General features: G+C 65.4%; 18 protein-coding genes and 2 riboswitches. Of the genes, 13 read left to right on the top strand and 5 right to left on the bottom strand.

What is annotated here, in order from left to right; all coding sequences use genetic code 11:
* Positions 1 to 263: 263 nt before the first annotated feature.
* Positions 264 to 2,549 carry a hypothetical protein gene (locus AC1DXI_RS11205; protein ID WP_476938674.1) on the top strand — a complete coding sequence of 762 codons (2,286 nt, stop codon included), beginning with the start codon at positions 264 to 266 and terminating at the stop codon, positions 2,547 to 2,549.
* A 139-nt stretch (positions 2,550 to 2,688) separates the two neighbouring features.
* On the opposite strand, the gene AC1DXI_RS11200 is transcribed toward AC1DXI_RS11205, so the two are convergent.
* Positions 2,689 to 3,456 (bottom strand): hypothetical protein, encoded by a 768-nt coding sequence (locus AC1DXI_RS11200; RefSeq protein ID WP_476938673.1) that lies wholly within the window; start codon positions 3,454 to 3,456, stop codon positions 2,689 to 2,691.
* A 395-nt stretch (positions 3,457 to 3,851) separates the two neighbouring features.
* Positions 3,852 to 3,949: riboswitch (glycine riboswitch) on the top strand.
* Position 3,950: 1 nt separating this feature from the next.
* Positions 3,951 to 4,058, top strand: a riboswitch (glycine riboswitch).
* A gap of 52 nt (positions 4,059 to 4,110) precedes the next feature.
* Between AC1DXI_RS11200 and gcvP the strand changes: the two genes are divergently transcribed.
* The 9 genes from gcvP to purU all read left to right on the top strand — a co-directional run bounded on the left by gcvP (position 4,111) and on the right by purU (position 15,714).
* A complete protein-coding gene (gene gcvP, locus AC1DXI_RS11195) occupies positions 4,111 to 6,975 on the top strand; it encodes an aminomethyl-transferring glycine dehydrogenase (RefSeq protein ID WP_476938672.1) in 2,865 nt (954 codons plus the stop codon).
* A gap of 9 nt (positions 6,976 to 6,984) precedes the next feature.
* Positions 6,985 to 8,121 carry a glycine cleavage system aminomethyltransferase GcvT gene (gene gcvT / locus AC1DXI_RS11190; RefSeq protein WP_476938671.1) on the top strand — a complete coding sequence of 379 codons (1,137 nt, stop codon included), beginning with the start codon at positions 6,985 to 6,987 and terminating at the stop codon, positions 8,119 to 8,121.
* A 57-nt stretch (positions 8,122 to 8,178) separates the two neighbouring features.
* The gene (gene gcvH / locus AC1DXI_RS11185; protein WP_476874398.1) at positions 8,179 to 8,562 is read left to right on the top strand and encodes a glycine cleavage system protein GcvH; all 384 of its coding nucleotides are present in this window, start codon (positions 8,179 to 8,181) and stop codon (positions 8,560 to 8,562) included.
* Positions 8,559 to 9,881 (top strand): serine hydroxymethyltransferase, encoded by a 1,323-nt coding sequence (gene glyA / locus AC1DXI_RS11180; protein WP_476938670.1) that lies wholly within the window; start codon positions 8,559 to 8,561, stop codon positions 9,879 to 9,881. Before gcvH ends, glyA begins: the two co-directional genes overlap by 4 nt.
* 117 nt (positions 9,882 to 9,998) lie before the next feature.
* Positions 9,999 to 11,411, top strand: a complete 1,413-nt coding sequence (locus tag AC1DXI_RS11175) for an L-serine ammonia-lyase (protein WP_476938669.1) — start codon at positions 9,999 to 10,001, stop codon at positions 11,409 to 11,411.
* 14 nt (positions 11,412 to 11,425) lie between these two features.
* Positions 11,426 to 12,433, top strand: a complete 1,008-nt coding sequence (gene lipA, locus AC1DXI_RS11170) for a lipoyl synthase (RefSeq protein ID WP_476938668.1) — start codon at positions 11,426 to 11,428, stop codon at positions 12,431 to 12,433.
* Between the two features lie 62 nt (positions 12,434 to 12,495).
* The gene (locus tag AC1DXI_RS11165) at positions 12,496 to 13,332 is read left to right on the top strand and encodes a methylenetetrahydrofolate reductase (protein ID WP_476938667.1); all 837 of its coding nucleotides are present in this window, start codon (positions 12,496 to 12,498) and stop codon (positions 13,330 to 13,332) included.
* Positions 13,322 to 14,788: a D-serine/D-alanine/glycine transporter gene (gene cycA, locus AC1DXI_RS11160; RefSeq protein ID WP_476938666.1), complete on the top strand. Its 1,467-nt coding sequence runs from the start codon at positions 13,322 to 13,324 to the stop codon at positions 14,786 to 14,788. Before AC1DXI_RS11165 ends, cycA begins: the two co-directional genes overlap by 11 nt.
* Positions 14,785 to 15,714 (top strand): formyltetrahydrofolate deformylase, encoded by a 930-nt coding sequence (gene purU, locus AC1DXI_RS11155; RefSeq protein ID WP_476938665.1) that lies wholly within the window; start codon positions 14,785 to 14,787, stop codon positions 15,712 to 15,714. Before cycA ends, purU begins: the two co-directional genes overlap by 4 nt.
* A gap of 342 nt (positions 15,715 to 16,056) precedes the next feature.
* Here the strand turns inward: purU and AC1DXI_RS11150 are convergent, their stop codons facing one another.
* The 3 genes from AC1DXI_RS11150 to AC1DXI_RS11140 all read right to left on the bottom strand — a co-directional run bounded on the left by AC1DXI_RS11150 (position 16,057) and on the right by AC1DXI_RS11140 (position 18,217).
* Complete coding sequence (locus AC1DXI_RS11150; protein ID WP_476938664.1) at positions 16,057 to 16,626, bottom strand: amidohydrolase family protein; 570 nt, start codon at positions 16,624 to 16,626, stop codon at positions 16,057 to 16,059.
* A gap of 163 nt (positions 16,627 to 16,789) precedes the next feature.
* A complete protein-coding gene (locus tag AC1DXI_RS11145; protein WP_476938663.1) occupies positions 16,790 to 17,491 on the bottom strand; it encodes an SCO1664 family protein in 702 nt (233 codons plus the stop codon).
* A 42-nt stretch (positions 17,492 to 17,533) separates the two neighbouring features.
* Positions 17,534 to 18,217, bottom strand: coding sequence for an MSMEG_4193 family putative phosphomutase (locus AC1DXI_RS11140; RefSeq protein WP_476938662.1), 684 nt, complete (start codon positions 18,215 to 18,217; stop codon positions 17,534 to 17,536).
* Positions 18,218 to 18,304: 87 nt separating this feature from the next.
* On the opposite strand from AC1DXI_RS11140, the gene AC1DXI_RS11135 reads away from it, so the two are divergent.
* Genes AC1DXI_RS11135 through AC1DXI_RS11125 form a run of 3 tightly spaced genes read left to right on the top strand, consistent with a single transcriptional unit; the run spans position 18,305 to position 23,158 of the window.
* Positions 18,305 to 19,693 carry a sigma 54-interacting transcriptional regulator gene (locus AC1DXI_RS11135; protein WP_476938661.1) on the top strand — a complete coding sequence of 463 codons (1,389 nt, stop codon included), beginning with the start codon at positions 18,305 to 18,307 and terminating at the stop codon, positions 19,691 to 19,693.
* Positions 19,694 to 19,718: 25 nt separating this feature from the next.
* A complete protein-coding gene (locus AC1DXI_RS11130) occupies positions 19,719 to 21,722 on the top strand; it encodes a vWA domain-containing protein (protein WP_476938660.1) in 2,004 nt (667 codons plus the stop codon).
* 32 nt (positions 21,723 to 21,754) lie between these two features.
* Positions 21,755 to 23,158 (top strand): MFS transporter, encoded by a 1,404-nt coding sequence (locus AC1DXI_RS11125; RefSeq protein ID WP_476938659.1) that lies wholly within the window; start codon positions 21,755 to 21,757, stop codon positions 23,156 to 23,158.
* Here the strand turns inward: AC1DXI_RS11125 and AC1DXI_RS11120 are convergent.
* Positions 23,122 to 23,808 carry a DUF2848 domain-containing protein gene (locus AC1DXI_RS11120; RefSeq protein WP_476938658.1) on the bottom strand — a complete coding sequence of 229 codons (687 nt, stop codon included), beginning with the start codon at positions 23,806 to 23,808 and terminating at the stop codon, positions 23,122 to 23,124. The two genes, AC1DXI_RS11125 and AC1DXI_RS11120, sit on opposite strands and share 37 nt — an antisense overlap.
* Between the last annotated feature and the right edge of the window lie 3 nt (positions 23,809 to 23,811).

The raw sequence follows: 23,811 nt of genomic DNA, 5'->3' as shown, positions 1-23,811 counted from the left end.
TTGAAGGAACAAGCCGAGGCGCTTATGCGCCTTTCGCTCCGTCAAGTAGGCATTTCGCCGGCCACAATAAGTTCCGACTCTCGCGCAAACGATCCCCAATTCTCACTGGCAAGATATGAGGCAAGCCGTTGGATATGAATTCGGAGGCGTGGATAGCTGCTGTAGGTGCCCCTTGGGCCATGGCTCCCCACCCTAATTTCTCCCAAGATGTTGTGACTGGACCGGGCCTATTGGCGTTGGTGGCACAATTTAGAATTGGAGACTTGGAGCGGTATGAAAAGGCACTCTCACCCGATCAGCCTCAGTGGGTTTCTGAACTTGTTCAGGGTGCTAAAAGTACCCTGTTGATCTCAGAGCTCAAGGGCGGTGTAGATACTCTATGGCAGCTTTCAGCTAATAATGAAATACCCGCAACTGCTCGAGTTGCAGCAGCTCTATTTGCGTCCGTGGCAGAGGTGGAATTAGACGAGATCCCCCGCGCTATAGATAAACTCCTTCAGCTGCACGATGAGCTCCTGCGCGACATCTCGACGAGTGTGTCGTCGATAGCCTTGGGACTCTTGACCCTCCAAATCGCCAGTCGGCAGTATGAGCTGTTTGACTACGCCGGTGCTGCCCAAAGCTTGGAAAAGACCCGCGGATACTCATCAAAGACGCTGCGATCCGATGCCTTTCCTGTATCCCTCGGTATTGGCTGGGATTCTAGAACAGTCTTGTTGGATGTTCAGGATGCCCTTTCTGCGCACGCCCGGGAACTGGGTGCGAGGATGGAGGGGTTTCAAGGCAGCTCATGGGTAGACGTCGTGAAGTCGCGCGCTTCTTGGCTGGAGTACCGGGGAAGGCTTCCTGGGGCGACTCGAGATCGCAAGCTTGTCCAGCACTGGTTCGACGAAGCTGTTGGTGCCAATCGTGGTCGACGCTCATTTCACCGCGAAGACCCGATCATTACCCCCGCTTTGGAGTCATTGTTAGTAGCGGAACTGACGGGCAACGTGAACGGCTTCATGAGTGAGCGCACAGCATTAGCCCAAATTAGAGTCCTTCAGCACGACAGAAATGACGATGGAAACTCGTTCTGGGACGTGCAAGAAGCGTTGCGCCTATTTAGACGCTCCCGCTCCCGTGACAATCTTAAGAACACGCTGGATCTGATCTATCTGCAGGGACCGGACGCTGCGCTTCTCGGCGACGCCAAAATGATCCTCGAAAGATCGAGCTTTCCCAACGACGTGGCGTCAGGAGATCTTGCCGTTCTGTCGTTCGCTGCCCAATTTCTGTCGCACGATGATCTGAAGAAGGCCATGGACGCAGCACTGGCATTCCTTGATTCTCCAAAGAGTAGTGCAGGGTCTTATGCGATGGATGAACGAGGTGCTTGGGCTGCCATCGCCAAGCTAGTCCCCGCGAGCGGCCGAGACTCGCAGGTGGCAAAGGTGACGCTCCAGACCCTCAAAAATGCCAAGATTTCAATTTCGCTAGTTGAAAGCGATCTGCTGCGAGTACTAGAGAGTATCGACTGGCAGACAGTCGAGCCTGGCATCATCGCAGCTTGGCGTCAGTGGGGCGAGCAAAAGCTAGCGGAGGAACCTTCGGATGTAATAGCGCACAAGGCAAAAACTATTGGAGAGCAGATGGATTACGCCGCACTCTTAAAGGACACTCCCCCCTCTGATTTGGCTGAGTACCTGGTACGTCATTTTGATGACTTGCACGATGTCGCCGAGAACACGCTCCGAACAGCTGATGACTACTGCATTAGTTCCATTCAACGAATACAAAATGAGGCCGTCAACGGGGTAACGACCTTCCAAAGCGTGGATTCCGGCGAGTTGGCGACGATTTTTGCGAAGTTGTACGACAGGCCGCGGGTATGGATAGCTGTGGCTGAGATGCTGACTGACGGGAACGTCGCTCGCGAAATGAAAGAACGGTCTCTTCAGCGTTTCGCTGAGTACGGTCGGACGGTCATTCCGGAGGACGTTCAAAAGAACATACGGGATCAGTGGGAAGGTGTGATTTTGTCGAAAGCACAGGACTTCTTCTTCTCGAATGGAGACGTTCATCACCAATTCGCGCAGGCCTACCGGGTTGGAGCTGTACTCGGGGTTTACACCAGAGATGAAACTATGGCCAAAGCAACGGAACTTTCATGTAGCAACAGCCCCGATGATCGACTTGCGGCCTGCCAACTGCTGCCGGAGGCTGGAGTGGCACTACAAGAATGGGAGTGGGCTCAACTCTTACTTCTGCAACTGTTCGAAGATAAGAATGCTCTAGTACGTTCCCACGCTGCCAAGAGCTTGGCCTCCATCTCCACTATTAAAAATGGTATTTCAAGGCTGGTCAATCAGGCGGTTGTAAAGGCATTGCACTCGGACGGCATCCATGTTCCCTTGATGGCTTTGCATGGCCTGCAAAAGATCACTCATAGCGGCCAGGCTCTACTTAATGGCGAAGTCAAAGATGTCGTTCAGAACCTTAGCGGCAGTCACGGAGCGAGGATCATACGCCAGGCAGCAAATCATGCGCTCGATGGGGAACATCTGTAAAAGCCTGCTTTGCCGTACAGGGCAAACGGCAACAGGCGGGAGGTCCMGCCGTCGTCCGCTGGATTGGGATCAAATCCGTGATTGCACCATCGGATCCGCTGGTGCAATCACGTCCACACATCGCGGGTGAGCCCGGATTTTACGTGGACGGGAAGGTGGGCACGTCCGGCCACCGGCGGGCGGCAATGGATTTGGCACCCAGCCCTGCCAACGCGATGACCAGAGCCAGCAAGATTTTGGAAGCTGCTCCGCCCTCGGGTCCAAGTGTTGCCGCCAGGATTTGCCGACTCATTAACAGCATCTCCTGCAGGTCGCCAGCCAGGATACGGGTCCCCAGGACGTAGTTGACCGAGATGAACAGGGCGGGAACCAACCACAACAGGGCAAGGTTCGCGGCCCACACCGCGGCCCGCCGCGCAGGACGAAGGCCGCACCATGCCAGGGCGCAACCAACGAGGATGGCCGGAATCCAGTGAGCCGCGGACGGCACTGCCGCGGGGACGTTGATGTGCCCAACGAAGCCGATAACCCACTCCACCGTCCACGAAGCGAACGGCACCGCCACGAGTCCGGCGGCCAATGCCGCCAGGCTCCGGGACCTTGAACAGAGCAGCAGGTGCGCCACGAGGGCCGCAGCGAGGGAGGCGGTCACGCCCGCGAGTAACCCGGCGAAGTAGAGGCTCGCCGTTGTTCCGCCCGTCAAGCCGCCGTCGAGCACTGTGAAGGACTGGACGGCCGCCGTGAACTGAACCACCAGAACGCCGGCTGCCGCGCACCACGTCACCAGTCGCCGTCGGGCGGGGGACCAGATGCGCACCGCGAGTCCGGCCGCCGCACCTCCTACGGTGAGGAGGGCCACGATCGTGGTGAGTTCGTACTGGCTTAGCGGCAGTAACGACACAGGCATCTGGTCTGGAACGACCTCTGCGCCCCACAAGTTCTGCAACGGGAGCTGTGCGCCGGATACCAGCCAAGGGCCCAAGCCGAGCAATCCTGCCAGGATCCCGATCAGACACCCCCAAGCGGCATCCCCGGCGGGAGTCCTGCTTGGTGGTCTGCTGGGGGCTGCCTGTTCCATCGCTTGATCCGGAAGGCTCACGGAGGCTCCTTGCGTATGAGCGCTCTGGCGGGACGCGCATGAAAATGTAAAGTATCCCGTTCAGAATAAGGCGCCGAATGGACTAACGGCGAAGAGCTCCCGCCGTCGTCCGCGGGAACAGCGACTCAATTGAAATAAATTTTGCATCCTGCCCGGGAACCGGATAAATTGTGAGCTGTGTCACCGACCAGTGGCACAGCTTATGATCTGCGGCGGGAGAGTCCTGCCGGTACGTTCAGCAGGCGCCGTAGGAGCAAATCCTCCCCAGGAATCTCTCAGGCCCACGTACCGCCGCGGCAAGGCAACTCTGGAAAGCAGTCCGGGCAACCGGGCTCACCGACGGTGCAAGTGGCGCGCTGCTATCAGCAGGGCAAAACGGAAACTCTCAGGTCCAATACAGAGCGGGGAGGAACCCGAATCATCGTGGCGTCTTGATGCCACCTGAATTATGGAGTTCCTCTCATGACGGTTCAATCGTCCCCGTCCACCTTCGCAGACCGCCACATCGGCGCCCGCCGCCAGGCCGACATCGACACCATGCTCAAGGCCGTCGGCTACGACAGCGTTGATGGCCTCGTTGACAACGCGGTCCCCGATTCCATCCGCCAGGAAAAGCCCCTCACCCTGGACAGCGCCCTCAGCGAAGTCCAGGTGCTGGCCGAACTGCGCAAGCTTGCCTCCAAGAACAAGACGGCCGTGCAGATGATCGGCCAGGGCTACTACGACACCGTCACCCCGCCGGTGATCCGCCGCAACATCCTCGAAGCCCCCGCCTGGTACACCGCCTACACCCCGTACCAGCCGGAAATCTCCCAGGGACGCCTCGAGGCGCTGCTGAACTTCCAGACCATGGTCCAGGACCTCACCGCGCTCCCGGTGGCCAATGCGTCCCTCCTGGACGAGGCCACCGCGGTTGCCGAGGCCGTGCTTCTCATGCGCCGCGCCAACAAAAACAAGTCCGCTGCCGGGGCCAAGACCGTCCTCGACGCCGACTGCCTCCCGCAGACCATTGCCATCGTCAGGGGCCGAGCGGAGGCGCTGGGCTTCGAGGTGCAGGTCGCTGACCTCTCCGCCGGTCTGCCCGACGGCGACATCAACGGTCTCGTCCTCCAGCAGCCGGGCGTCTCCGGCCGGGTGTGGGACCAGTCCGGCGTGATCGCGGAGGCCAAGGAACGCGGCGCACTGGTCACCGTGGCGGCGGATCTGCTTGCCCTGACCCTGATCACCCCTCCGGGTGAGCAGGGGGCGGACATCGCCGTCGGCTCCACGCAGCGCCTGGGCGTGCCGCTGTTCTTCGGCGGCCCGCACGCCGCGTACATGGCGGTGCGCGAGGGCATGGAACGCACGCTCCCCGGCCGCATCGTAGGCGTCTCCAAGGACAACGCCGGCGTCCCGGCCTACAGGCTGGCCCTGCAGACCCGCGAGCAGCACATCCGCCGTGAGAAGGCCACGTCCAACATCTGCACCGCGCAGGCATTGCTGGCCATCGTGTCCTCGTTCTACGCCGTTTACCACGGCCCTGACGGGCTGAAAGCGATCGCCGAGACCGTCCACAACAACACCCGCGCCCTCGCCGCCACGCTGAAGATCGTCGGCCGCGAACTGGCGAGCGACTCCTTCTTCGATACCCTCACGGTCCGTGTGCCCGGCAAGGCCGCCAAGGTCATCGCCGCCGCCGAGGCCCGGGGCATCAACCTGCGGCTCATCGACGCGGACACAGTTGGCGTGTCCGTCGATGAAACCACGACGCCGGAGGTCCTCTCCGCGGTCGTCGTCGCCTTTGGCGCCGGTCCGGTGGTGGAGGCCAAGGGGTTCGAGCTGCCCGAGACGGTGCTGCGCACCTCCGAATTCCTGCAGCACCCGGTCTTCAACACGCACCGTTCCGAAACCCAGCTGCTGCGCTACATCCGCCGCCTCTCGGACCGTGACCTGGCCCTGGACCGCACCATGATCCCGCTGGGCTCCTGCACCATGAAGCTGAACGCCACGGCCGAGATGGAAGCCATCTCCTGGCCGGAGTTCGCCTCGATCCACCCGTTCGCCCCGGAATCCCAGACCGAGGGCTGGCGGGAACTCATCGGCGGTCTCGAGGCTGACCTCGCCGAAATCACGGGCTACGACCAGGTCTCCATCCAGCCCAACGCCGGCTCGCAGGGCGAGCTCGCCGGCCTGCTGGCGATCCGCGGCTACCACCTCTCCCGCGGGGACGCCCAGCGCAACGTCTGCCTCATCCCGGCTTCGGCCCACGGCACCAACGCGGCCTCAGCGGTGCTGGCCGGCATGAAGGTGGTTGTGGTGGCCACCGCCTCCGACGGCACGATCGACCACGCCGATCTTCAGGCGAAGATCGAGGCCAACAAGGACGCCCTGTCCTGCATCATGATCACCTACCCGTCTACCCACGGGGTGTACGACGCCGACGTCCGCGAGGTCTGCGACTCCGTGCATGCGGCCGGCGGGCAGGTCTACGTCGACGGCGCCAACCTCAACGCCCTCGTCGGGCTGGCCCAGCCGGGCAAGTTCGGCGGCGACGTTTCGCACCTGAACCTGCACAAGACCTTCTGCATCCCGCACGGTGGCGGCGGACCGGGCGTCGGCCCGGTTGCCGCTAAAGCGCACCTGGCGCCGTTTATGCCGGGGGACGCGAACAAGGCGCACGACGCCGGCGCTATCGAACCAGGAACTGGAGTTGCGATCTCCGCTTCACGTTACGGCTCGGCCGGCGTCTTGCCGATCTCCTGGGCCTACGTGAAGCTCATGGGCGGCCAGGGCCTCACCGAGGCCACCAAGTCCGCGCTGCTGGCGGCGAACTACATCGCATCCCGGCTGGATGAGCACTTCCCGGTGCTCTACACGGGGGAGAGCGGTCTGGTGGCCCACGAATGCATCCTGGATTTGCGGGGACTCACCGCCAGGACCGGCGTCACCGCCGAGGACGTGGCCAAGCGCCTCATCGACTTCGGCTTCCACGCCCCCACGCTGTCCTTCCCCGTGGCGGGCACCCTGATGGTGGAGCCCACCGAGTCCGAGGACCTGGCGGAGATCGACCGCTTCATCGAGGCGATGATCAGCATCCGCCGGGAGATCGACCAGGTCGCCCACGGCGATTTCACGGTGGAGAACTCCCCGCTGCGCAACGCACCCCACACGGCCGCCGCCGTCGTATCTTCCGACTGGGAGCGGGAGTACCCGCGCGAGCAGGCCGCATTCCCGGTCCACACACTCAGGCAGGACAAGTACTTCCCGCCGGTCGGGCGCATCGACGGCGCCGCCGGGGACCGCAACCTGGTCTGCTCCTGCCCGCCGCTTTCCGAATTCGAGAACTAAGGATCCCTGATGAGTGAGAATTACACCGCTCTCTACGAGCAGCACAAAAAAGCCGGCGCCTCCTTCACGGACTTCGGCGGCTGGCAGATGCCGCTCAAGTACGAATCGGAACTGGCCGAGCACCACGCCGTCCGCAACGCCGCGGGCCTGTTCGACCTCTCCCACATGGGCGAAGTCTGGGTCAGCGGCCCGGATGCCGCAGCGTTCCTGGACTACGCCCTGGCCGGGAAGCTCTCGGCGGTGGCCATAGGCAAAGCGAAGTACTCGCTGATCTGCCACGAGGACGGCGGCATCATCGATGACCTCATCTCTTACCGCCGTGGCGAGGACAAGTACCTCGTGGTCCCCAACGCCGGCAACGCTGCGGTGGTTACCGCGGCGCTGGCCGAACGGGCCGGTTCTGCCCAAGAAGGCCGGTTCGACGTGACGGTGGAGGATGTTTCCGCCGCGACCTCGCTGATCGCCGTCCAGGGCCCGAACGCAGAGGCCATTCTGCTGACCCTTGTCCCAGCCGAGCAACACTCGCTGGTCACCGAACTGAAGTACTACGCTGCGGTTGAAGTGCAGATCAACGGACAGGACCTGCTCCTCGCCCGCACCGGCTACACCGGCGAGGACGGCTTCGAAATTTACATTCCCAACGGGGACGCCGCCAGCCTCTGGGAAGCACTGCTGGAAACCGGCGCCAGCCACGGGCTCATCCCCGCCGGCCTGGCCTGCCGTGACTCGCTGCGTCTGGAAGCCGGCATGCCGCTCTATGGCAACGAACTCTCCCGCGAAGGCAACCCGTACGCGGCAGGCCTGGGCCCGGTCGTCTCGCTCGCCAAGGAGTCGGACTTCGTCGGCAAGGCCGCCCTGAGCGAGCTCAAGGCAGCCGGCGCAGGCTCCACGACGGGCCGCAAGCTCGTCGGGCTCAAGGGCCTGGGCCGCCGCGCCGCCCGCAGCCACTACCCGGTCCTCAAGGACGGCAACGTGGTGGGCGAAGTGACCTCCGGACAGCCCTCACCCACTTTGGGCTACCCCGTCGCCATGGCCTATGTCGACGTCGAACACGCCGCACCGGGCACAGCCCTGGACATTGACCTCCGCGGCAAGGCGGAGCCGTTCGAAGTCGTCGCGCTGCCGTTCTACAAGCGCCAAAAGTAGCCGGTCGCTGCTGGCTGAGCCTGCCGAAACCACATACGAACTTAAGGATTGAGATCAATGAGCAAAGTTGTAGCCGAACTGAAGTACTCCGCTGAACACGAGTGGGTTGCTGCCGACGGATCGGGCCCTGCAGGAATTGGGATTTCGGCCGTGGCCGCCGACGCCCTGGGCGACATCGTCTACGTGGACCTGCCCGAGGTCGGCTCCGCGGTGACCGCGGGGGAGACCTGCGGTGAGGTCGAATCGACCAAGTCCGTCTCGGACCTCTACGCCCCCGTCACCGGCGAGGTGGTGGAGATCAATGACGCCGTCGTTTCCGATCCGGCGCTGATCAACAGCGACCCGTACGGGGCCGGCTGGCTGTTCAAGGTCGCCGTGACCGAAGAAGGCCCACTGATGTCGGCCCAGGAGTACGCGTCCAAGAACGGCGGCGAACTGTGAGCGCCGCGACGGGTACCGTCGCGTTTGAGCAGGTCGTCTCCGCGAGCCTGGACGCGGACCTGTCCGCCCTGGATCCGGAGATCGCCGCGAAGATCGACGCCGAACTCACCCGGCAGCGGGACGGTTTGGAGATGATCGCCTCGGAGAACCACACCGCCAAAGCCGTGATGCAGGCGCAGGGTTCGGTGCTGACGAATAAGTACGCCGAGGGTTACCCGGGCAAGCGCTACTACGGCGGCTGTGAGCATGTTGACGTGGTGGAGCAGCTCGCGATCGACCGGGTCAAGGCCCTGTTCGGCGCGGAGTACGCCAACGTGCAGCCGCACTCGGGCGCGCAGGCGAACGCTTCGGTGATGCATGCCCTGATCCGGCCCGGGGACACCATCATGGGCCTGAACCTGGCGCACGGCGGGCACCTCACCCACGGGATGCGGATCAACTTCTCCGGCCGGCTCTACAACGTCATCCCGTACCAGGTCCGCGAGGAGGACCACCGGATCGACATGGCCGAGGTCGAGCGCCTGGCCCAGGAGCACAAGCCGGCGCTGATCGTTGCCGGCTGGTCCGCCTACGCCCGCCAGCTCGACTTCGCCGAGTTCCGCCGGATCGCGGACTCCGTCGGCGCGTACCTGATGGTGGACATGGCGCACTTCGCCGGCCTCGTCGCGGCCGGGCTGCACCCGTCCCCGGTCCCGCACGCCCACGTCACCACCTCCACCACGCACAAGACCCTCGCCGGTCCGCGCGGCGGCATCATCCTCTCCAACGACGCCGACATCGCCAAGAAGATCAACTCGGCGGTGTTCCCCGGGCAGCAGGGCGGCCCGCTGGAGCACGTGATCGCCGGCAAGGCCGTGGCCTTCAAGATCGCCGCGTCCGAAGAGTTCAAGGAGCGCCAGGAGCGGGTGCTGGCCGGCGCCCGGATCCTGGCCGAGCGGCTGGTCCAGCCGGATGTGACCGCGAAGGGGATCAACGTGATCTCCGGCGGCACCGACGTGCACCTGGTCCTGGTGGACCTGCGCAACTGCGAGCTCAACGGGCAGGAAGCCGAGGACCGCCTCGCGGAAATCGACATCACGGTCAACCGCAACGCCGTCCCGTTCGATCCGCGCCCGCCGATGGTCACCTCCGGGTTGCGGATCGGCACCCCGGCGCTGGCCACCCGCGGCTTCGGCGAGGCCGCCTTCGCCGAGGTGGCGGACATCATTGCTGAGGCTTTGACCGCCGACGCCGGCGCGGACCTGTCCGGGCTCCGCTCCCGGGTGGAGGCCCTCGCCGCCGCCCACCCGCTCTACCCCTCGGTTGCTAACCTCGCCTAGCGCTCAATGGGCGCATCATCGCACCGGTCCAGGGTCATTGGGGGGCCGGGACCGGTGCGGTGAGCCCCGCCTCTAGTCATTGACCATCATTCTCTTTCTCCGCGGAAGGTACGCATCATGGCAGTTGGAGTCTTCGACCTCTTTTCCATCGGGATAGGGCCGTCCAGTTCGCACACCGTTGGCCCCATGCGGGCCGCCGCCGTGTTTGCTGAAGAACTCAAGTCCCTCGGCAGGCTGGCGGAGGTGGCGTCGCTGCGGGTGGACCTTTACGGCTCGCTCGCTGCCACGGGCCACGGCCACGGCACGATGACCGCGATCCTGCTGGGCCTGGAGGGCTTCCACCCCGAGCAGATCCTCCCCGAGGAAGTGGAGGAGCGGCTGGCCGCGATCGCCGGGACCGGCACGCTGCAGTTGGGCGGGGCTGTGTCCCTGCCGTATGGGGTGAAGGACATCGTCCTGCGGCCGCTGACCATCCTGCCCCGGCACACCAACGGCATGACGTTCACGGTTTCCGGTGCCGACGGCGAGGCGCTGCACCAGGCCACGTTCTTCTCCGTCGGCGGCGGCTTCATTGTCCGTGAAGGCGAGGAGGACGCGGCGCAGCAGGAGCTCGACGAATCCAAGAAGGAACTGCCGTTGCCGTTCCGCACGGCCGCCGAACTGCTGGAACACTGCCGGAAGACCTCGCTGAGCATCAGCGAGGTGATGCGGATCAACGAAGAGGACAGCCGGACCGAGGCGGAGATCCGGGAAGGGCTGCTGCACATCTACTCGGTGATGGAAGGCTGCGTCGAGGTCAGCCTCAAACGTGAAGGGCTGCTGCCCGGCGGGCTCAAGGTCCGCCGCCGCGCCCCGGACTGGCACAAACGGCTCATGAAGGAAACCCTCGGCCAGGACCCCGACTACCGGGACCCGAAGTACTGGCAGGAATGGGTCAACCTGATCGCGCTGGCCGTGAACGAGGAAAACGCCTCGGGCGGGCGCGTGGTCACCGCCCCCACCAACGGCGCCGCCGGCATCATCCCGGCCGTGCTCTACTACGCGCTGCACTTCGCCCCCGGCATGGACAAGGCCACCCAGGCCGACCGCGACGAGACGATCGTCAAGTTCCTGTTGACCGCCGGCGCGATCGGGGTGCTGTACAAGGAGCAGGCCTCGATTTCCGGTGCGGAGGTCGGCTGCCAGGGCGAGGTCGGCTCGGCGTCCTCGATGGCCGCCGCGGCCCTGGCCGAAGTCATGGGCGGCACGCCCCAGCAGGTGGAGAACGCCGCGGAAATCGCGATGGAGCACAACCTGGGCCTGACCTGCGATCCGATTGGCGGGCTCGTCCAGGTCCCGTGCATCGAACGCAACGCGATCGCCGCCGCCAAAGCCATCAACGCCGCCAAAATGGCCCTCTGGGGCGACGGCACGCACCGGGTCTCCCTCGACGAGGTCATCGTGACCATGCGCGAAACCGGCAAGGACATGAGCTCCAAATACAAGGAAACGGCCATGGGCGGCCTCGCCGTCAACGTCGTCGAATGCTGAAGGAAAGAGAACTAATGACACTGGCACCAGAAGGCCGGAAGATGCTGCGCATTGAGCAGCGAAACGCGGCCACACCGGTGGAACGGAAGCCGGAATGGATCAAGGCCAAGGTCCAGATGGGCCCCGAGTTCGTCCAGCTCAAGAACCTCGTCAAGAAGGAGGGCCTCCACACGGTGTGTGAGGAGGCCGGCTGCCCGAACATCTTCGAATGCTGGGAGGACAAGGAAGCCACGTTCCTGATCGGCGGCTCCGAATGCACCCGGCGCTGCGACTTCTGCCAGATCGACACCGGCAAGCCCTCCCCCGTGGACATGTTCGAGCCCACCAAGGTGGCCCGCTCGGTCCAGGCCATGGCCCTGCGCTACGCCACCGTCACCGGCGTGGCCCGCGACGACCTCGCCGATGAGGGCGTCTGGCTCTACGCCGAGACGGTCCGCAAGATCCACGAACTGAACCCGGGCACCGGCGTCGAACTGCTGATCCCGGACTTCTCCGGCAAGCCCGAGCACATCGAGGCGATCTGCGACTCCAGGCCCGAGGTCTTCGCCCACAACGTCGAAACCGTGCCCCGGATCTTCAAGCGGATCCGCCCGGCGTTCCGTTACGACCGCTCCCTGGACGTCATCACCCAGGGCCGCAAGCTCGGCATGGTGACCAAGTCCAACCTGATCCTGGGCATGGGCGAGACCCGCGAGGAAATCTCCGAGGCGCTGCGGGACCTGCACGAGGCCGGCTGCGACCTGATCACCATCACCCAGTACCTGCGCCCCTCCGAACGGCACCTGCCGGTGGACCGCTGGGTCAAGCCGCAGGAATTCGTGGACCTGCAGAACGAAGCGGACCAGATCGGCTTCCTCGGCGTCATGTCCGGACCCCTGGTCCGTTCCTCCTACCGCGCCGGCCGGCTCTGGGCCACCGCGATGCGTAAGAAAGGCCGGGAAATCCCGGCCCAGCTCGCGCACATCGAAAGCTCCGGAAGCACCCGCCAGGAAGCCAGCACCCTGCTCGCGGCTACGGCCTGAACAACCCAACCCTGATGCCCAAAAACCTGATGCCCAAAAAATCTGATGTTCAGAGAGGACCAATGATGTTCCCCATCAGAATAGAAATCATCCCTTCCGCGGGGATCGTTGAGCGCGTCACGGACCTGGTGCCGTTGACCACGACGCTCACGGTGACGTGCCTGCCCCATCACGGCATCGAGCGGACCATGCGCACTGCCGTGCAGCTTGGTGTGCTGGGCTACACCGTCATCCCGCATCTCGCCGCGCGGACCCTGCATGACCGGGCCGAGCTGACCGGAATCCTCCGCGACTGCGATGCCGCCGGCATCCGCGAGGTGTTTGTCATCGGCGGGGACCGGAAGCAGCCGGCCGGCCCGTATGAGTCCGCCCTTCCTCTGCTGGAGGACATCGCGCAGTACTCCGGCGGGTTGATGCGGGCAGGCATTGCGGGCTACCCGGAGGGCCACCCCTTCGCCGGGCCCGTGGACGTGCTGGATGCGCTCCTGGCAAAGCAGCACCTGGCCTCGCACGTTGTGACCCAGATGTGCTTCGCTCCGGAGAAAATCCTTGATTATGCGGCGCTCCTGCGCCGCGAAGGCGTTGAGCTGCCCGTCTGGGCTGGGGTGGCAGGGTCCGTGCCCCGGACCAAGCTGGTCTCCCTGGCGACGCAGATCGGCGTCGGAAGTTCCCTGAAGTTCCTGAGCCGGAAGGGTCCGCTGGCCCGCAAACTCCTGAGCGGCGACCTCTACTCGCCGCAAAGCCTGGTGTCCAGGCTGGAAAGCCAGCCTGGCAACCTCGCGGGCATCCATCTCTACAGCTTCAACAGCCTTGACTCTGTTCCCGGCGGACCGGGTCAGGCGCCCACCTCAGCAGCACTCCAGACAGCATTGATTCGAGGAGCAGCACGTGACAACTGAAACCGTAACTTCCCACCAGGAACCGCATCTTGAGCGGCAGCTCAGCAACAGGCACATCCAGCTGATCGCCATTGGCGGCGCCATCGGCACCGGCCTGTTCATGGGCTCGGGCAAAACCATCTCCGCGGCCGGACCCTCCGTCATCTTCGTCTACATGATCATCGGCTTCATGCTGTTCTTCGTGATGCGGGCCATGGGCGAGCTCCTGCTGAGCAACCTGAACTACAAATCCTTCAGCGACTTCGCAGCGGACCTCCTCGGGCCCTGGGCCGGCTTCTTCACCGGATGGACGTACTGGTTCTGCTGGGTGATCACGGGAATCGCGGACGTCATCGCCATTGCCGGCTACTCCAAGGAACTCTGGCCGGGACTGCCGCTGTGGATCCCGGGCCTGGCCACCGTGGCCATCCTCCTGCTCCTGAACCTCACCACGGTGAAGGCGTTCGGCGAGACGGAGTTCTGGTTCGCGCTGATCAAGATCGTCGCTATCGTGGCGCTGATCGTGGTGGGCCTGTTCATGATCTTCAGCGGCTTCCAGTCCGACGCCGGCCCTGCCAGCTTCACGAATCTGTGGAGCCACGGCGGTTTCTTCCCGAACGAGTTCATGGGTTTTGTGGCCGGCTTCCAGATCGCAGTGTTCGCCTTTGTGGGCATTGAGCTGGTGGGCACCACCGCCGCGGAGGCCAAGGACCCGGACAAGAGCCTGCCGAAGGCCATCAACTCCATCCCCATCCGCGTGCTGCTCTTCTACGTGGGCGCACTGATCATCCTGATGTCTGTCACTCCCTGGACCCAGTTCCAGGCTGGCCACAGCCCGTTCATCGCCATGTTCTCCCTGGCAGGGCTCGGAGCTGCGGCAACGATCGTGAACCTCGTGGTGCTCAGCTCGGCCATGTCCTCGGCCAACTCCGGCATTTACTCCACGTCGCGCATGGTCTACGGGCTGGCCCAGGAGGGCGACGCGCCGTCAGTGTTCAGCAGCCTGTCCCGGCGTAAGGTCCCGCAGAACGCGCTGTTCCTGTCCTGCGTTCTCCTGCTCTCCGGCGTGGTGCTGATGTACGCGGGACAGGACATCGGCAAGGCCTTCGACATGGTGACCACCGTGTCGGCCGTCTGCTTCGTGTTCGTGTGGTCCATCATCCTGGCCAGTTACCTGGCCTTCCGCCGTCGCCGCCCGCACCTGCATGACGCGTCCAAGTTCCAGATGCCCGGCGGAATCCCCATGGTCTGCGTGGTCTTCGCGTTCTTCGCCTTCGTCCTCTGGGCGTTGACCACGCAGCCGGACACACTTCTGGCACTCCTGGTCACGCCGGTCTGGTTCATCCTGCTCGGCGCCGCGTGGTTCGTGCTGCGCCGGCGCCCCGCGCACCTGGCCCGTTATTCACGGTTCCAGGCTGAGCTCGCGCAGGAAGAGGCATCAGCTGTTGCGCGAGAGTTTGAGAAGGTGAAGAAATGACCGCAGAGACCCCAAACAGCTCCGAGCCTGCAGCTGTGGAAACCGGTGCCACGGCAGAGCATGTACTGACCGTCGACTGTGCGGAGTCGCCGGGCATCGTCCACGCGGTCTCGGGATTCTTGCTCGACCACGGCTCCGACATCCTGGACATCAAGCAGTACGGGGACAAGGGGCAACGGCACTTCTTTATGCGCGTCCACTTTTCCTCGGGTTCCTCCTCCGACTCCTCCTCAGGGCAGGATTCCTTCAGCACCGAGGACCTGCGCCGCGACTTCACGCCTGTGGCCGAAAAGTGGGAGATGAATTGGCAGCTGGAACCGCACGGCCGCAAACGCCGTGTCCTGGTGATGGTGTCCAAAATGGGCCACTGCCTCAACGATCTACTCTTCCGGGCACGCACCGGCGACATTCCGGTGGAAATCGTGGCGGTGGTGTCCAACCACCGCGACCAGGAGGGCCTGGTCCAGTGGCACGGCATCCCGTTCTTCCACCTGCCAGTCACCAAGGACACCAAGCCCGAGGCGGAGGCCCGGCTAATGGAGCTGGTGGACGCCTTCGACGTGGAACTCGTGGTCCTGGCCCGTTACATGCAGGTCCTGAGCGATGAGCTCTCGGCTCAGCTGGCAGGAAGGACCATCAACATCCACCACTCGTTCCTGCCCAGCTTCAAAGGCGCAAAGCCGTACCACCAGGCCTACGACCGCGGCGTCAAGACCGTGGGCGCCACGGCTCACTACGTCAACGCCGAACTCGACGAGGGCCCGATCATTTCCCAGCAGGTCATCGATGTGGACCACACGTACACCGCTGATGACCTGGTGGCGGTGGGCCGGGATGCCGAATGCGCGGCCCTCCGCAACGCCGTCCGCTGGCATTGTGAAGGCAGGATCCTGCTGCTCGGCAACCGCACCGTCATCTTGCGGTAGGCCATGAAACCGACAAATGTGCCACGCGGGCGCCGCGTGTCTTGGAACGCCTTGCCCGTCGGACAATCAGTGAGGCTCTCGAAGCCCCGGAAGCGCGCTGATCGGCGGTTGCGCAGGGAAACCTGGGCTGTCATTCTCGCGGCCGGTGCCCTGTTGGCAGTGATCCTGTGGCAGGCACTGTCCTATGGAAACTGACAAAACGCCAGCGGACGACGCCGACTGGGCTCCATAGAAGGTCAAGACGACGGCATCAGAGTCCGTCGAATTCAGACTGGTTCGATTTTGCTGGGCCGGGGTTCAACATGATGTCCGTTTTGTTTGCTCGGGATCTCGGGCCGGCGCTCAGGGGACCGCGTACACACGGCGGGCGTTGTCGCGTGCGACGAGTTGCACGATCCTGCGGGCATCCGCCTCGGAACAGTTGTCGTCGTCGATCCATCCGCCGACTACCTTGGTGATGGCGTTGCGCCACAGTCTCGCTCCGAGGTAGTGGAGTTCGGCCGGGCCGAATGCGTCGGAGGAGTAAAGAATCTTCGTGAAGGGAGCCAGTTCGAATGAGCGGGCCACCAGATCACGGCTCCGCGACCCGGTGGAGTTCACGGCAAGGCCCACATCGATGTAGACGTTTTCAAAGGCGTGGGCCAAATAGCCGGCTTCGCGCTCGAACGGATAGCAGTGAAGCAGCATGATTGGTATGTCCCGGACATCGGGGGACCGGAGAAAGTCCAAGAGGTACAGGGGATTGGTTTTGTGGAGGTCCAGGTCGCGGTCACCGAATCCAACATGGAACTGCAGCGGAAGGCTCATCGACACCGCCGTATGAATCCCGTGGGCAATGAGAGTCACGTCGGTGAGCTTCGCGTTGGTGTCGGTGCGGGGGTTCTCCTGCCAGCGGCGGGCTGCTTCAACCACCGCAGTCGGGGTGGGCCGACGCCAAATTCCTACTGGACGGCCAACGAGTCACCGCGTGAGATCTGTGAGACATCCGAAGACCCGGGTCTTTGCGGGTCCTGCGAGACGGGAAGGCAGCCCGTGGACGGCACCAAAGCAAGCGGACACCCGAACGAGTGGGCTCCTACACGAGCGGCCACGGGTAACGCATGCCGGTGCGGTCAACCGGCAGCACCCGTGCGCGCAGCAAGCGCTGCACGCGGTGCTGCAGGGCGGTGACCTCGTCGTCGTCGAGGAGCTCCGCCACCTCGGCAGGCGCGGCCTCGGCGAGCGGTGCGATGTCCTCAAGCAGCGCGTCGGGGATGGGGTCGCCGGCGAAGTCCCAGATCACGGTGCGCAGCTTGAAAGGCGCCGAGAAGCACAGCCCGTGGTCGATGCCCCACACCCGTCCGTCGTCGCCGCGAAGCACATGCCCGCTTTTGCGGTCGGTGTTGTTGGCGACGTAGTCGAACAGGGCGATCCGCGCCAGCTCGCGGTGGGTCTCGGGGGCGTTCTCGTGCAGTGTGAAGTAATGCTCTTGGAAGTCGCATTCGATGAACCATTGCAGCGAACCGATTCCCAACGGGGCGTCATCGCGAATGACCGTCAGAGGCACCAGTCCCCAGCCCAGGGACTCGCTGAGCAGGTAGGCGGCGCGTTCCCGCCGGTAGAGCCCGGGCTCGAAATCAGACAGCGGCCGTTCCCCGGCCTCCGGCTTGTAGACCGCATACGCTGACTCGTCCCCGCAGGAGACACTGACCAGGAACGTCTCGTTGCTGCTGCCCGGGATACGTCCGAGCAGTTCGACGCTGCCCTCGGTGAGCAGGGTCAGCTCCCGGCCGGACACCGTCTGCCCCGTTTCACCGTTTGTCCCACCGTAAGTCCCCGCTCACTGCGCCCTCAGCCCACTGAGCGGCTCTGACGTCGAATTCACCATGAGCACCGCTGGGTCCTGGCCCTCCACAAACGAGATGGCCGACACCGAACCCGGGCTGATGAGAATGCGCTGGAACAGGTCCAGATGCGTGCCCAGGGCGTGGGCGACGGCGGCCTTAATGGGGTCGGCGTGGGAGAAGCACACGATGACGCCCCCGGCGTGGGCTGTTCGCAACACTTCCAGTGCTCCGACGATCCGCGCCTGCATTTCCGTGAAGCTCTCGCCGCTCGGGAAGCGGAACGCTGACGGGCTGTGCTGTACCGTCTGCCACTCCGGCAGGGCCGCCAGGTCGGCGATCGCGGCGCCGGTCCACTCGCCGAAGTCGCACTCGAGCAGCCCGTCGTCGTGTTTCACGGCCAGCCCCGTGCGGGCCGCCGTCGGCTCTGCCGTTTCGCAGGCGCGCTCCAGCGGGGACGAATAGAGGGCGTCGACCGATAGACCAGAGAGCCGTTCCGCGACCCGTTCGGCCTGGGCCCCGCCACGGGCGGACAGATGCAGTCCCGGGGCCCGCCCGGGCAGCACCATGCCCGTCGTCGGCGTCTCCCCGTGGCGCACCAGAAGCAGGAGCGTGCCCTGCCGCTCAGGTGAAGTCGCGGGTGCCGGCGATGCCGGCGGCGGTGCTGCAGTCATCAGCATCCAGCGTATGACGCACTCGACCCCAAAGCGCAGGGAATCTGAACAAATCCCTCGATTCCCCGCACGGTAGAGGTCTACGGTGGAGGAGTGAGTGATCGCCCCGATATCTTCACTGTTGGTGAACTGCGTGCCTCCGGCCACGTCCACAAAGACCTGCGCCGCGAAATCCGCGACAACCTGCTCGCCGCGCTCGCCGCTGGACGCGATCCCTGGCCCGGGATGTACGGGTTCAGCCGGACCGTGCTGCCCCAGCTCGAGCGGGCCCTGCTCGCCGGGCACGACGTCGTCCTGCTCGGCGAACGCGGACAGGGCAAGACCCGGCTCCTGCGCACCCTGGCCGGGCTGCTGGACGAATGGTCGCCGGTGATCGAGGACTCGGAACTGAACGAACACCCGTACGACCCCATCACCGAACACTCCCGCGCCCTGGCCCTCACCGAGGGGGACCGGCTGCGGGTGGCGTGGCGGCACCGCTCGGAACGGTACGTCGAAAAGCTCGCGACGCCGGACACCTCCGTCGCGGACCTGATCGGCGACGTCGACCCGATGCGGGTGGCCGAGGGCCGCCGTCTCGGGGACCCGGAAACCATCCACTACGGCCTGGTCCCGCGCTCCAACCGCGGCATCATCGCCATCAACGAGTTGCCCGACCTCGCCGAGCGGATCCAGGTCTCGATGCTCAACGTGATGGAGGAACGCGACATCCAGATCCGCGGGTATGTGCTGCGGCTGCCCCTGGACGTCCTGGTGGTCGCGTCCGCCAACCCGGAGGACTACACGAACCGCGGCCGGATCATCACCCCGCTGCGGGACCGCTTCGGCGCCGAGATCCGCACCCACTACCCGATCGAGCTCGACGACGAGGTGGCCGTCATCCGGCAGGAGGGGCAGCTGGTGGCCGGCGTCCCGCCCGTTATCCTCGAGATCCTGGCCCGCTACACCCGGGCACTGCGGCAGTCGCCGGCGGTCAACCAGACCTCCGGGGTTTCCGCGCGGTTCGCCATCGCCGGTGCCGAAACCGTCGCCGCGGCGGCCCTGCGCCGGGCCAGCGTGCGCGGCGAGGACGAGGCCGTCGCCCGGATCATCGACCTGGACGCCGCCGTGGACGTCCTGGCCGGGAAGATCGAGTTCGAATCCGGTGAGGAAGGCCGGGAACAGGACGTCCTGGACCACCTCCTGCGCATGGCCACCGCGGAAGCCGTGCGGGCGCACTTCCACGGCCTCGACATGGGTCCGCTCGTGGCCGCGCTCGACGGCCACGCCACGGTGACCACCGGGGAACTGGTCACCGCGCGGGAGTTCCTCCACAACCTCCCGTCCCTCAACGGATCCAGCCTCTACGACGACATCAGTGAGCGCCTGGGCGCGACAAACGACGGGCAGCGCGCCGCCGCCGTCGAACTTGCACTGGAAGGGCTCTACCTCGCCCGGCGGATCTCCAAGGAGTCCGACGACGAGGAGACGATCTACGGGTAGGCAGCTTTACGGCTAAGGAGGCCTCATGACCGCTCACAACCGGTCCAGGTACGGCCGGTACACGGGAGGACCGGATCCGCTCACCCCGCCGGTGGACCTGGCGGAGGCGCTGGACGCCGTCGCCGAGGACGTCATGGCCGGCTACTCGCCCCGGCACGCCCTGCAGGAGTTCCTGCGGCGCGGCGGCCGGAGCCGGGAAGGGCTCGACGACCTCGCCGGCCGCGTCCAGCAGCGGCGCAGTGAACTGCTGGGCCGGCACAACCTGGACGGCACCCTCAGCGAAGTCCAGAAACTGCTAGACACCGCGGTGCTGGAGGAGCGCAAGCAACTCGCCCGCGACGCCATGATGGACAACACCGACCGCGCCTTCCGGGAGATGCAGCTGCAGAACCTGCCGCGCTCCACGGCGGCAGCGGTCAACGAGCTCGCCTCCTATGACTGGCAGTCCAGCACCGCCCGGGAGGCCTACGAGCGGATCAAGGACCTGCTGGGCCGCGAAATCCTGGACCAGCGGTTCGCCGGCATGAAGGAGGCGCTCGAGGGCGCCACCGAAGAGGACCGTGCCGCCGTGGCCGAGATGCTGCAGGACCTCAACGAACTCCTCGGCAAACACCGGCGCGGCGAGGACCCCGCCGCGGACTTCCAGGAATTCATGGCCAAGCACGGCCAGTTCTTCCCGGAGAACCCGCAATCGGTCGAGGAGCTGGTGGACGCGCTCGCCCAGCGCGCGGCCGCCGCCCAGCGGCTGCTGCAATCCATGTCCGCCGAGCAGCGCGAGGAGCTGATGCGGCTCTCCGCCCAGGCGTTCGGCTCGCCCGAGCTTATGGCACAGCTGGGCCAACTCGATTCCAACCTGCAGGCCTTGCGTCCCGGCGAGGACTGGGCCGGTTCCGAACGCTTCGAGGGCGAGGAAGGGTTGGGGCTCGGCGACGGCACCGGCGTGCTCCAGGACATCGCCGAACTGGACGAGCTGGCCGAACAGCTCTCCCAGGCCTACAGCGGGTCACGCCTCGATGACCTGGACCTGGACGCCCTCGCCCGCCAGCTGGGACAGAATGCCGCCGTGTCGGCCCGCACCCTCGCGGAGATCGAGCGGGCCATGCAGGACGGCGGCTTCCTCCAGCGCGGGGCCGACGGCGATCTCCGGCTGTCCCCGCAGGCCATGCGGCGGCTTGGCAGGTCGCTGCTGCGGGACACCGCCAAGCAACTCTCCGGCCGGCAGGGGCGCCGGGACACGCGCGTCGCCGGGGCGGCCGGGGAGCAGACCGGCTCCAGCCGGCAGTGGGAGTTCGGCGACGCCGAACCGTGGGACGTCACCCGCACCATCACCAACGCGATCCGCCGCACGATCGCCGACGGCGGTGACCCGGGCCGCGGACTGCGCCTCGCCGTGGGCGACATCGAAGTCACGGAGACGGAGGCGCGCACGCAGGCCGCCGTCGTCCTGCTCGCGGACGTGTCCTTCTCGATGGCCGCCGAGGGGCGCTGGGTGCCCATGAAACGCACCGCCCTCGCCCTGCACCACCTCGTCTCAACCCGGTTTCGCGGCGACCGGCTGCAGCTGATCACGTTCGGCCGCTACGCGCAGACCATGGACATTGGCGAGCTCACGGCCCTGCCGGCCCTCCGGGAGCAGGGAACCAACCTGCACCACGGCCTGCTGCTGGCCGGCCGGTTCTTCCGCCAGCACCCGTCGATGCAGCCCGTCCTCCTCGTGGTGACCGACGGCGAACCCACCGCGCACCTGCTGGCCGACGGCGAGTCGTGGTTCTGCTGGCCGCCGGACCCGGAGACCATCCGCGTGACGGTCGCCGAACTGGACCGCCTTGCCCGGGCCGGCACGCAGGCCACGTTCTTCCGGCTCGGCGACGACCCGTCCCTGGAACGCTTCGTCCAGCGGATGGCCCGCCGCATCGACGGCCGGGTGGTGGCGCCCGAAGCCGGGGACCTGGGCGCCGCCGTGGTGGGCGAATACCTCCGCGCCCACTTCCGCGGACGCCCCTACGACGACGCCGACTGGGCCCAATAGACGCTGCTCAATAGACCATCGCACCGGGAGTGATGCACGTGACCACCATGCCTGCCGAGGGAGTCGGTTTCCGCTCCAAACGCGGACCTGTCCTCATCGCCCTGATGCTCTCCACCGGCCTGGTGGCGATCGACGCGACCGTGGTGGCGACAGCCGTGCCTGCGATCGTGCATGACATTGGCGGGTTCACGTCGTTCCCCTGGCTGTTCTCCGCCTATCTGCTGGCGCAGGCCGTGTCCGTCCCGGTCTACGCGAAGCTCTCCGACACCATCGGCCGCAAGCCGATCATGCTGATCGGAATCGGCCTGTTCCTGCTCGGCTCGATCCTGTGCGGACTCGCCTGGAGCATGCCGGTCCTCATCGCCTTCCGCGTGGTGCAGGGCCTGGGCGCCGGCGCGGTCCAGCCGATGGCCATCACCATCGCCGGCGATATCTACACCCTGGCCGAACGGGCAAAAGTGCAGGGCTACCTGGCGAGCGTGTGGGCGGTTTCCTCGGTGGTGGGCCCGACGCTCGGGGGAGTGTTTGCCTCACTCGGCATCTGGCGCGGCATCTTCCTCGTGAACATCCCGCTGTGCCTGGTGGCAGGCTGGATGCTGGTCCGGTCGTTCCACGAAAACATCGAGCCCGTAAAGCACCGGGTCGACTATCTGGGCGCGGGGCTGCTCACGGTCTCGCTCACCCTGCTCATTCTCGGGGCCCTCGAGGGCGGCCAGGCCTGGGCCTGGGACTCCGCCATCAGCGACGCAGTGTTCGCCGGCGGCGCCCTCCTGTTCGTCGCGTTCATCCTCGTCGAACGGAGGGCGGCGGAGCCGGTCCTGCCGCCGTGGGTGGTGTCCCGGCGGCTGCTGGCGACGACGGCGATGGTCGCCTTCGGTGTGGGAGCGGTCATGCTGGGCATCACTTCGTACGTTCCGACGTTCCTGGTCGGAGCCCTCTCGACCTCCCCGATCGTGGCCGGGCTCGCCCTGGCGGCGCTGACCATCGGCTGGCCGATCAGTGCGTCCCAGTCGGGGCGCCTGTATCTGCGCATCGGGTTCCGGAACACTGCCCTGATCGGCATCACGGTCACCGTCATCGGCACGGCGGTCCTGGCCGTCACCGCCTCCGTCCCCAACGTGGCGCTGGTCGCCGTCAGCTGCTTCATCGTCGGGCTCGGACTCGGGCTGGTCGCGACGCCCACCCTGATCGCCGCCCAGACGAGCGTCGAATGGAACGAGCGCGGCGTGGTCACCGGAACCAACCTTTTCGCCCGATCGATCGGCAGCTCCATCGGCGTCGCCGTCTTCGGCGCGATAGCGAACGCTGTCTACGCCGGCACCCCGCACGGCGACACGGATCCCCACACAGGGCATCCGCGATCGCCGCATCCGCGGATGCCCCACCCGACTGGCGGCGCTCAGCCGATGGGTTCCGCCATTTTTTCCACGACGTAGGCCGCATCGATCGAGTGGCCGGTCACGGGATCCGCCATCTCCACCTTCCAGCTGCGGGCAAACTGGTCCACGCCGCTGGTCATGGCCACCGTGCCGGAGATCAGGACGGTGCCGGGCTGGTTCAGACCGCGCTCCGAAAGGACTTCCAGCCAGTAATCCGGGGTCAGCAAGGCCCCCAGGGTGCTGTCCTGGATCAGGGTGTCAGCTTCATCCCCCTCGCCGACCCACCCCTTCAGCGTGATCCGGTCCAGGTGGTCGCGGACGTCATCAAGCCGCCATGCCTTGCGGCCCAGCACGTCCGGGCTGGCATTCTTGCTCCAGGCCACGCCGTGCACCTCGAGGTCGCGGTCCGTGTGGTCGCAGGCGACTGTCAGCAGCACGCCGTCGTCGGTGATCACCATCGCCCACTCTGCCTCGCCCGAGGTCTTTCCGTGCTGCACCCGCACCTCCGAGGCCTGCTGCGCAAGATACGGTGACACCGGATACAGCGCCGGGGTCGTGGCGGGTCCGGGGACGCCCAGCAGGGCAAGTTCCTCGATGTGGGCCTGCACTTCATCCTGCTCGCGGCCTGCGTAGCCGGCATTGAGCAGGTGGGTGACCTCCACGTTTCGGGTGCTGCCGTCGGGGAGTTCGAAGCTCAGCGTAGCCATGTG

It is taken from the genome of Arthrobacter sp. P1_H7 (assembly GCF_056405215.1).
This window is presented reverse-complemented; position numbering and strand designations above follow the sequence as displayed.

Bases quoted from the DNA above. Each gene is read 5' to 3' on its own strand.
- AC1DXI_RS11200 (WP_476938673.1), bottom strand. From the start codon at position 3,456: ATGCCTGTGTCGTTACTGCCGCTAAGCCAGTACGAACTCACCACGATC.
- gcvP (WP_476938672.1), top strand. From the start codon at position 4,111: ATGACGGTTCAATCGTCCCCGTCCACCTTCGCAGACCGCCACATCGGC.
- gcvT (WP_476938671.1), top strand. From the start codon at position 6,985: ATGAGTGAGAATTACACCGCTCTCTACGAGCAGCACAAAAAAGCCGGC.
- gcvH (WP_476874398.1), top strand. From the start codon at position 8,179: ATGAGCAAAGTTGTAGCCGAACTGAAGTACTCCGCTGAACACGAGTGG.
- AC1DXI_RS11175 (WP_476938669.1), top strand. From the start codon at position 9,999: ATGGCAGTTGGAGTCTTCGACCTCTTTTCCATCGGGATAGGGCCGTCC.
- lipA (WP_476938668.1), top strand. From the start codon at position 11,426: ATGACACTGGCACCAGAAGGCCGGAAGATGCTGCGCATTGAGCAGCGA.
- AC1DXI_RS11165 (WP_476938667.1), top strand. From the start codon at position 12,496: ATGATGTTCCCCATCAGAATAGAAATCATCCCTTCCGCGGGGATCGTT.
- purU (WP_476938665.1), top strand. From the start codon at position 14,785: ATGACCGCAGAGACCCCAAACAGCTCCGAGCCTGCAGCTGTGGAAACC.
- AC1DXI_RS11140 (WP_476938662.1), bottom strand. From the start codon at position 18,217: ATGCTGATGACTGCAGCACCGCCGCCGGCATCGCCGGCACCCGCGACT.
- AC1DXI_RS11130 (WP_476938660.1), top strand. From the start codon at position 19,719: ATGACCGCTCACAACCGGTCCAGGTACGGCCGGTACACGGGAGGACCG.
- AC1DXI_RS11125 (WP_476938659.1), top strand. From the start codon at position 21,755: ATGCACGTGACCACCATGCCTGCCGAGGGAGTCGGTTTCCGCTCCAAA.
- AC1DXI_RS11120 (WP_476938658.1), bottom strand. From the start codon at position 23,808: ATGGCTACGCTGAGCTTCGAACTCCCCGACGGCAGCACCCGAAACGTG.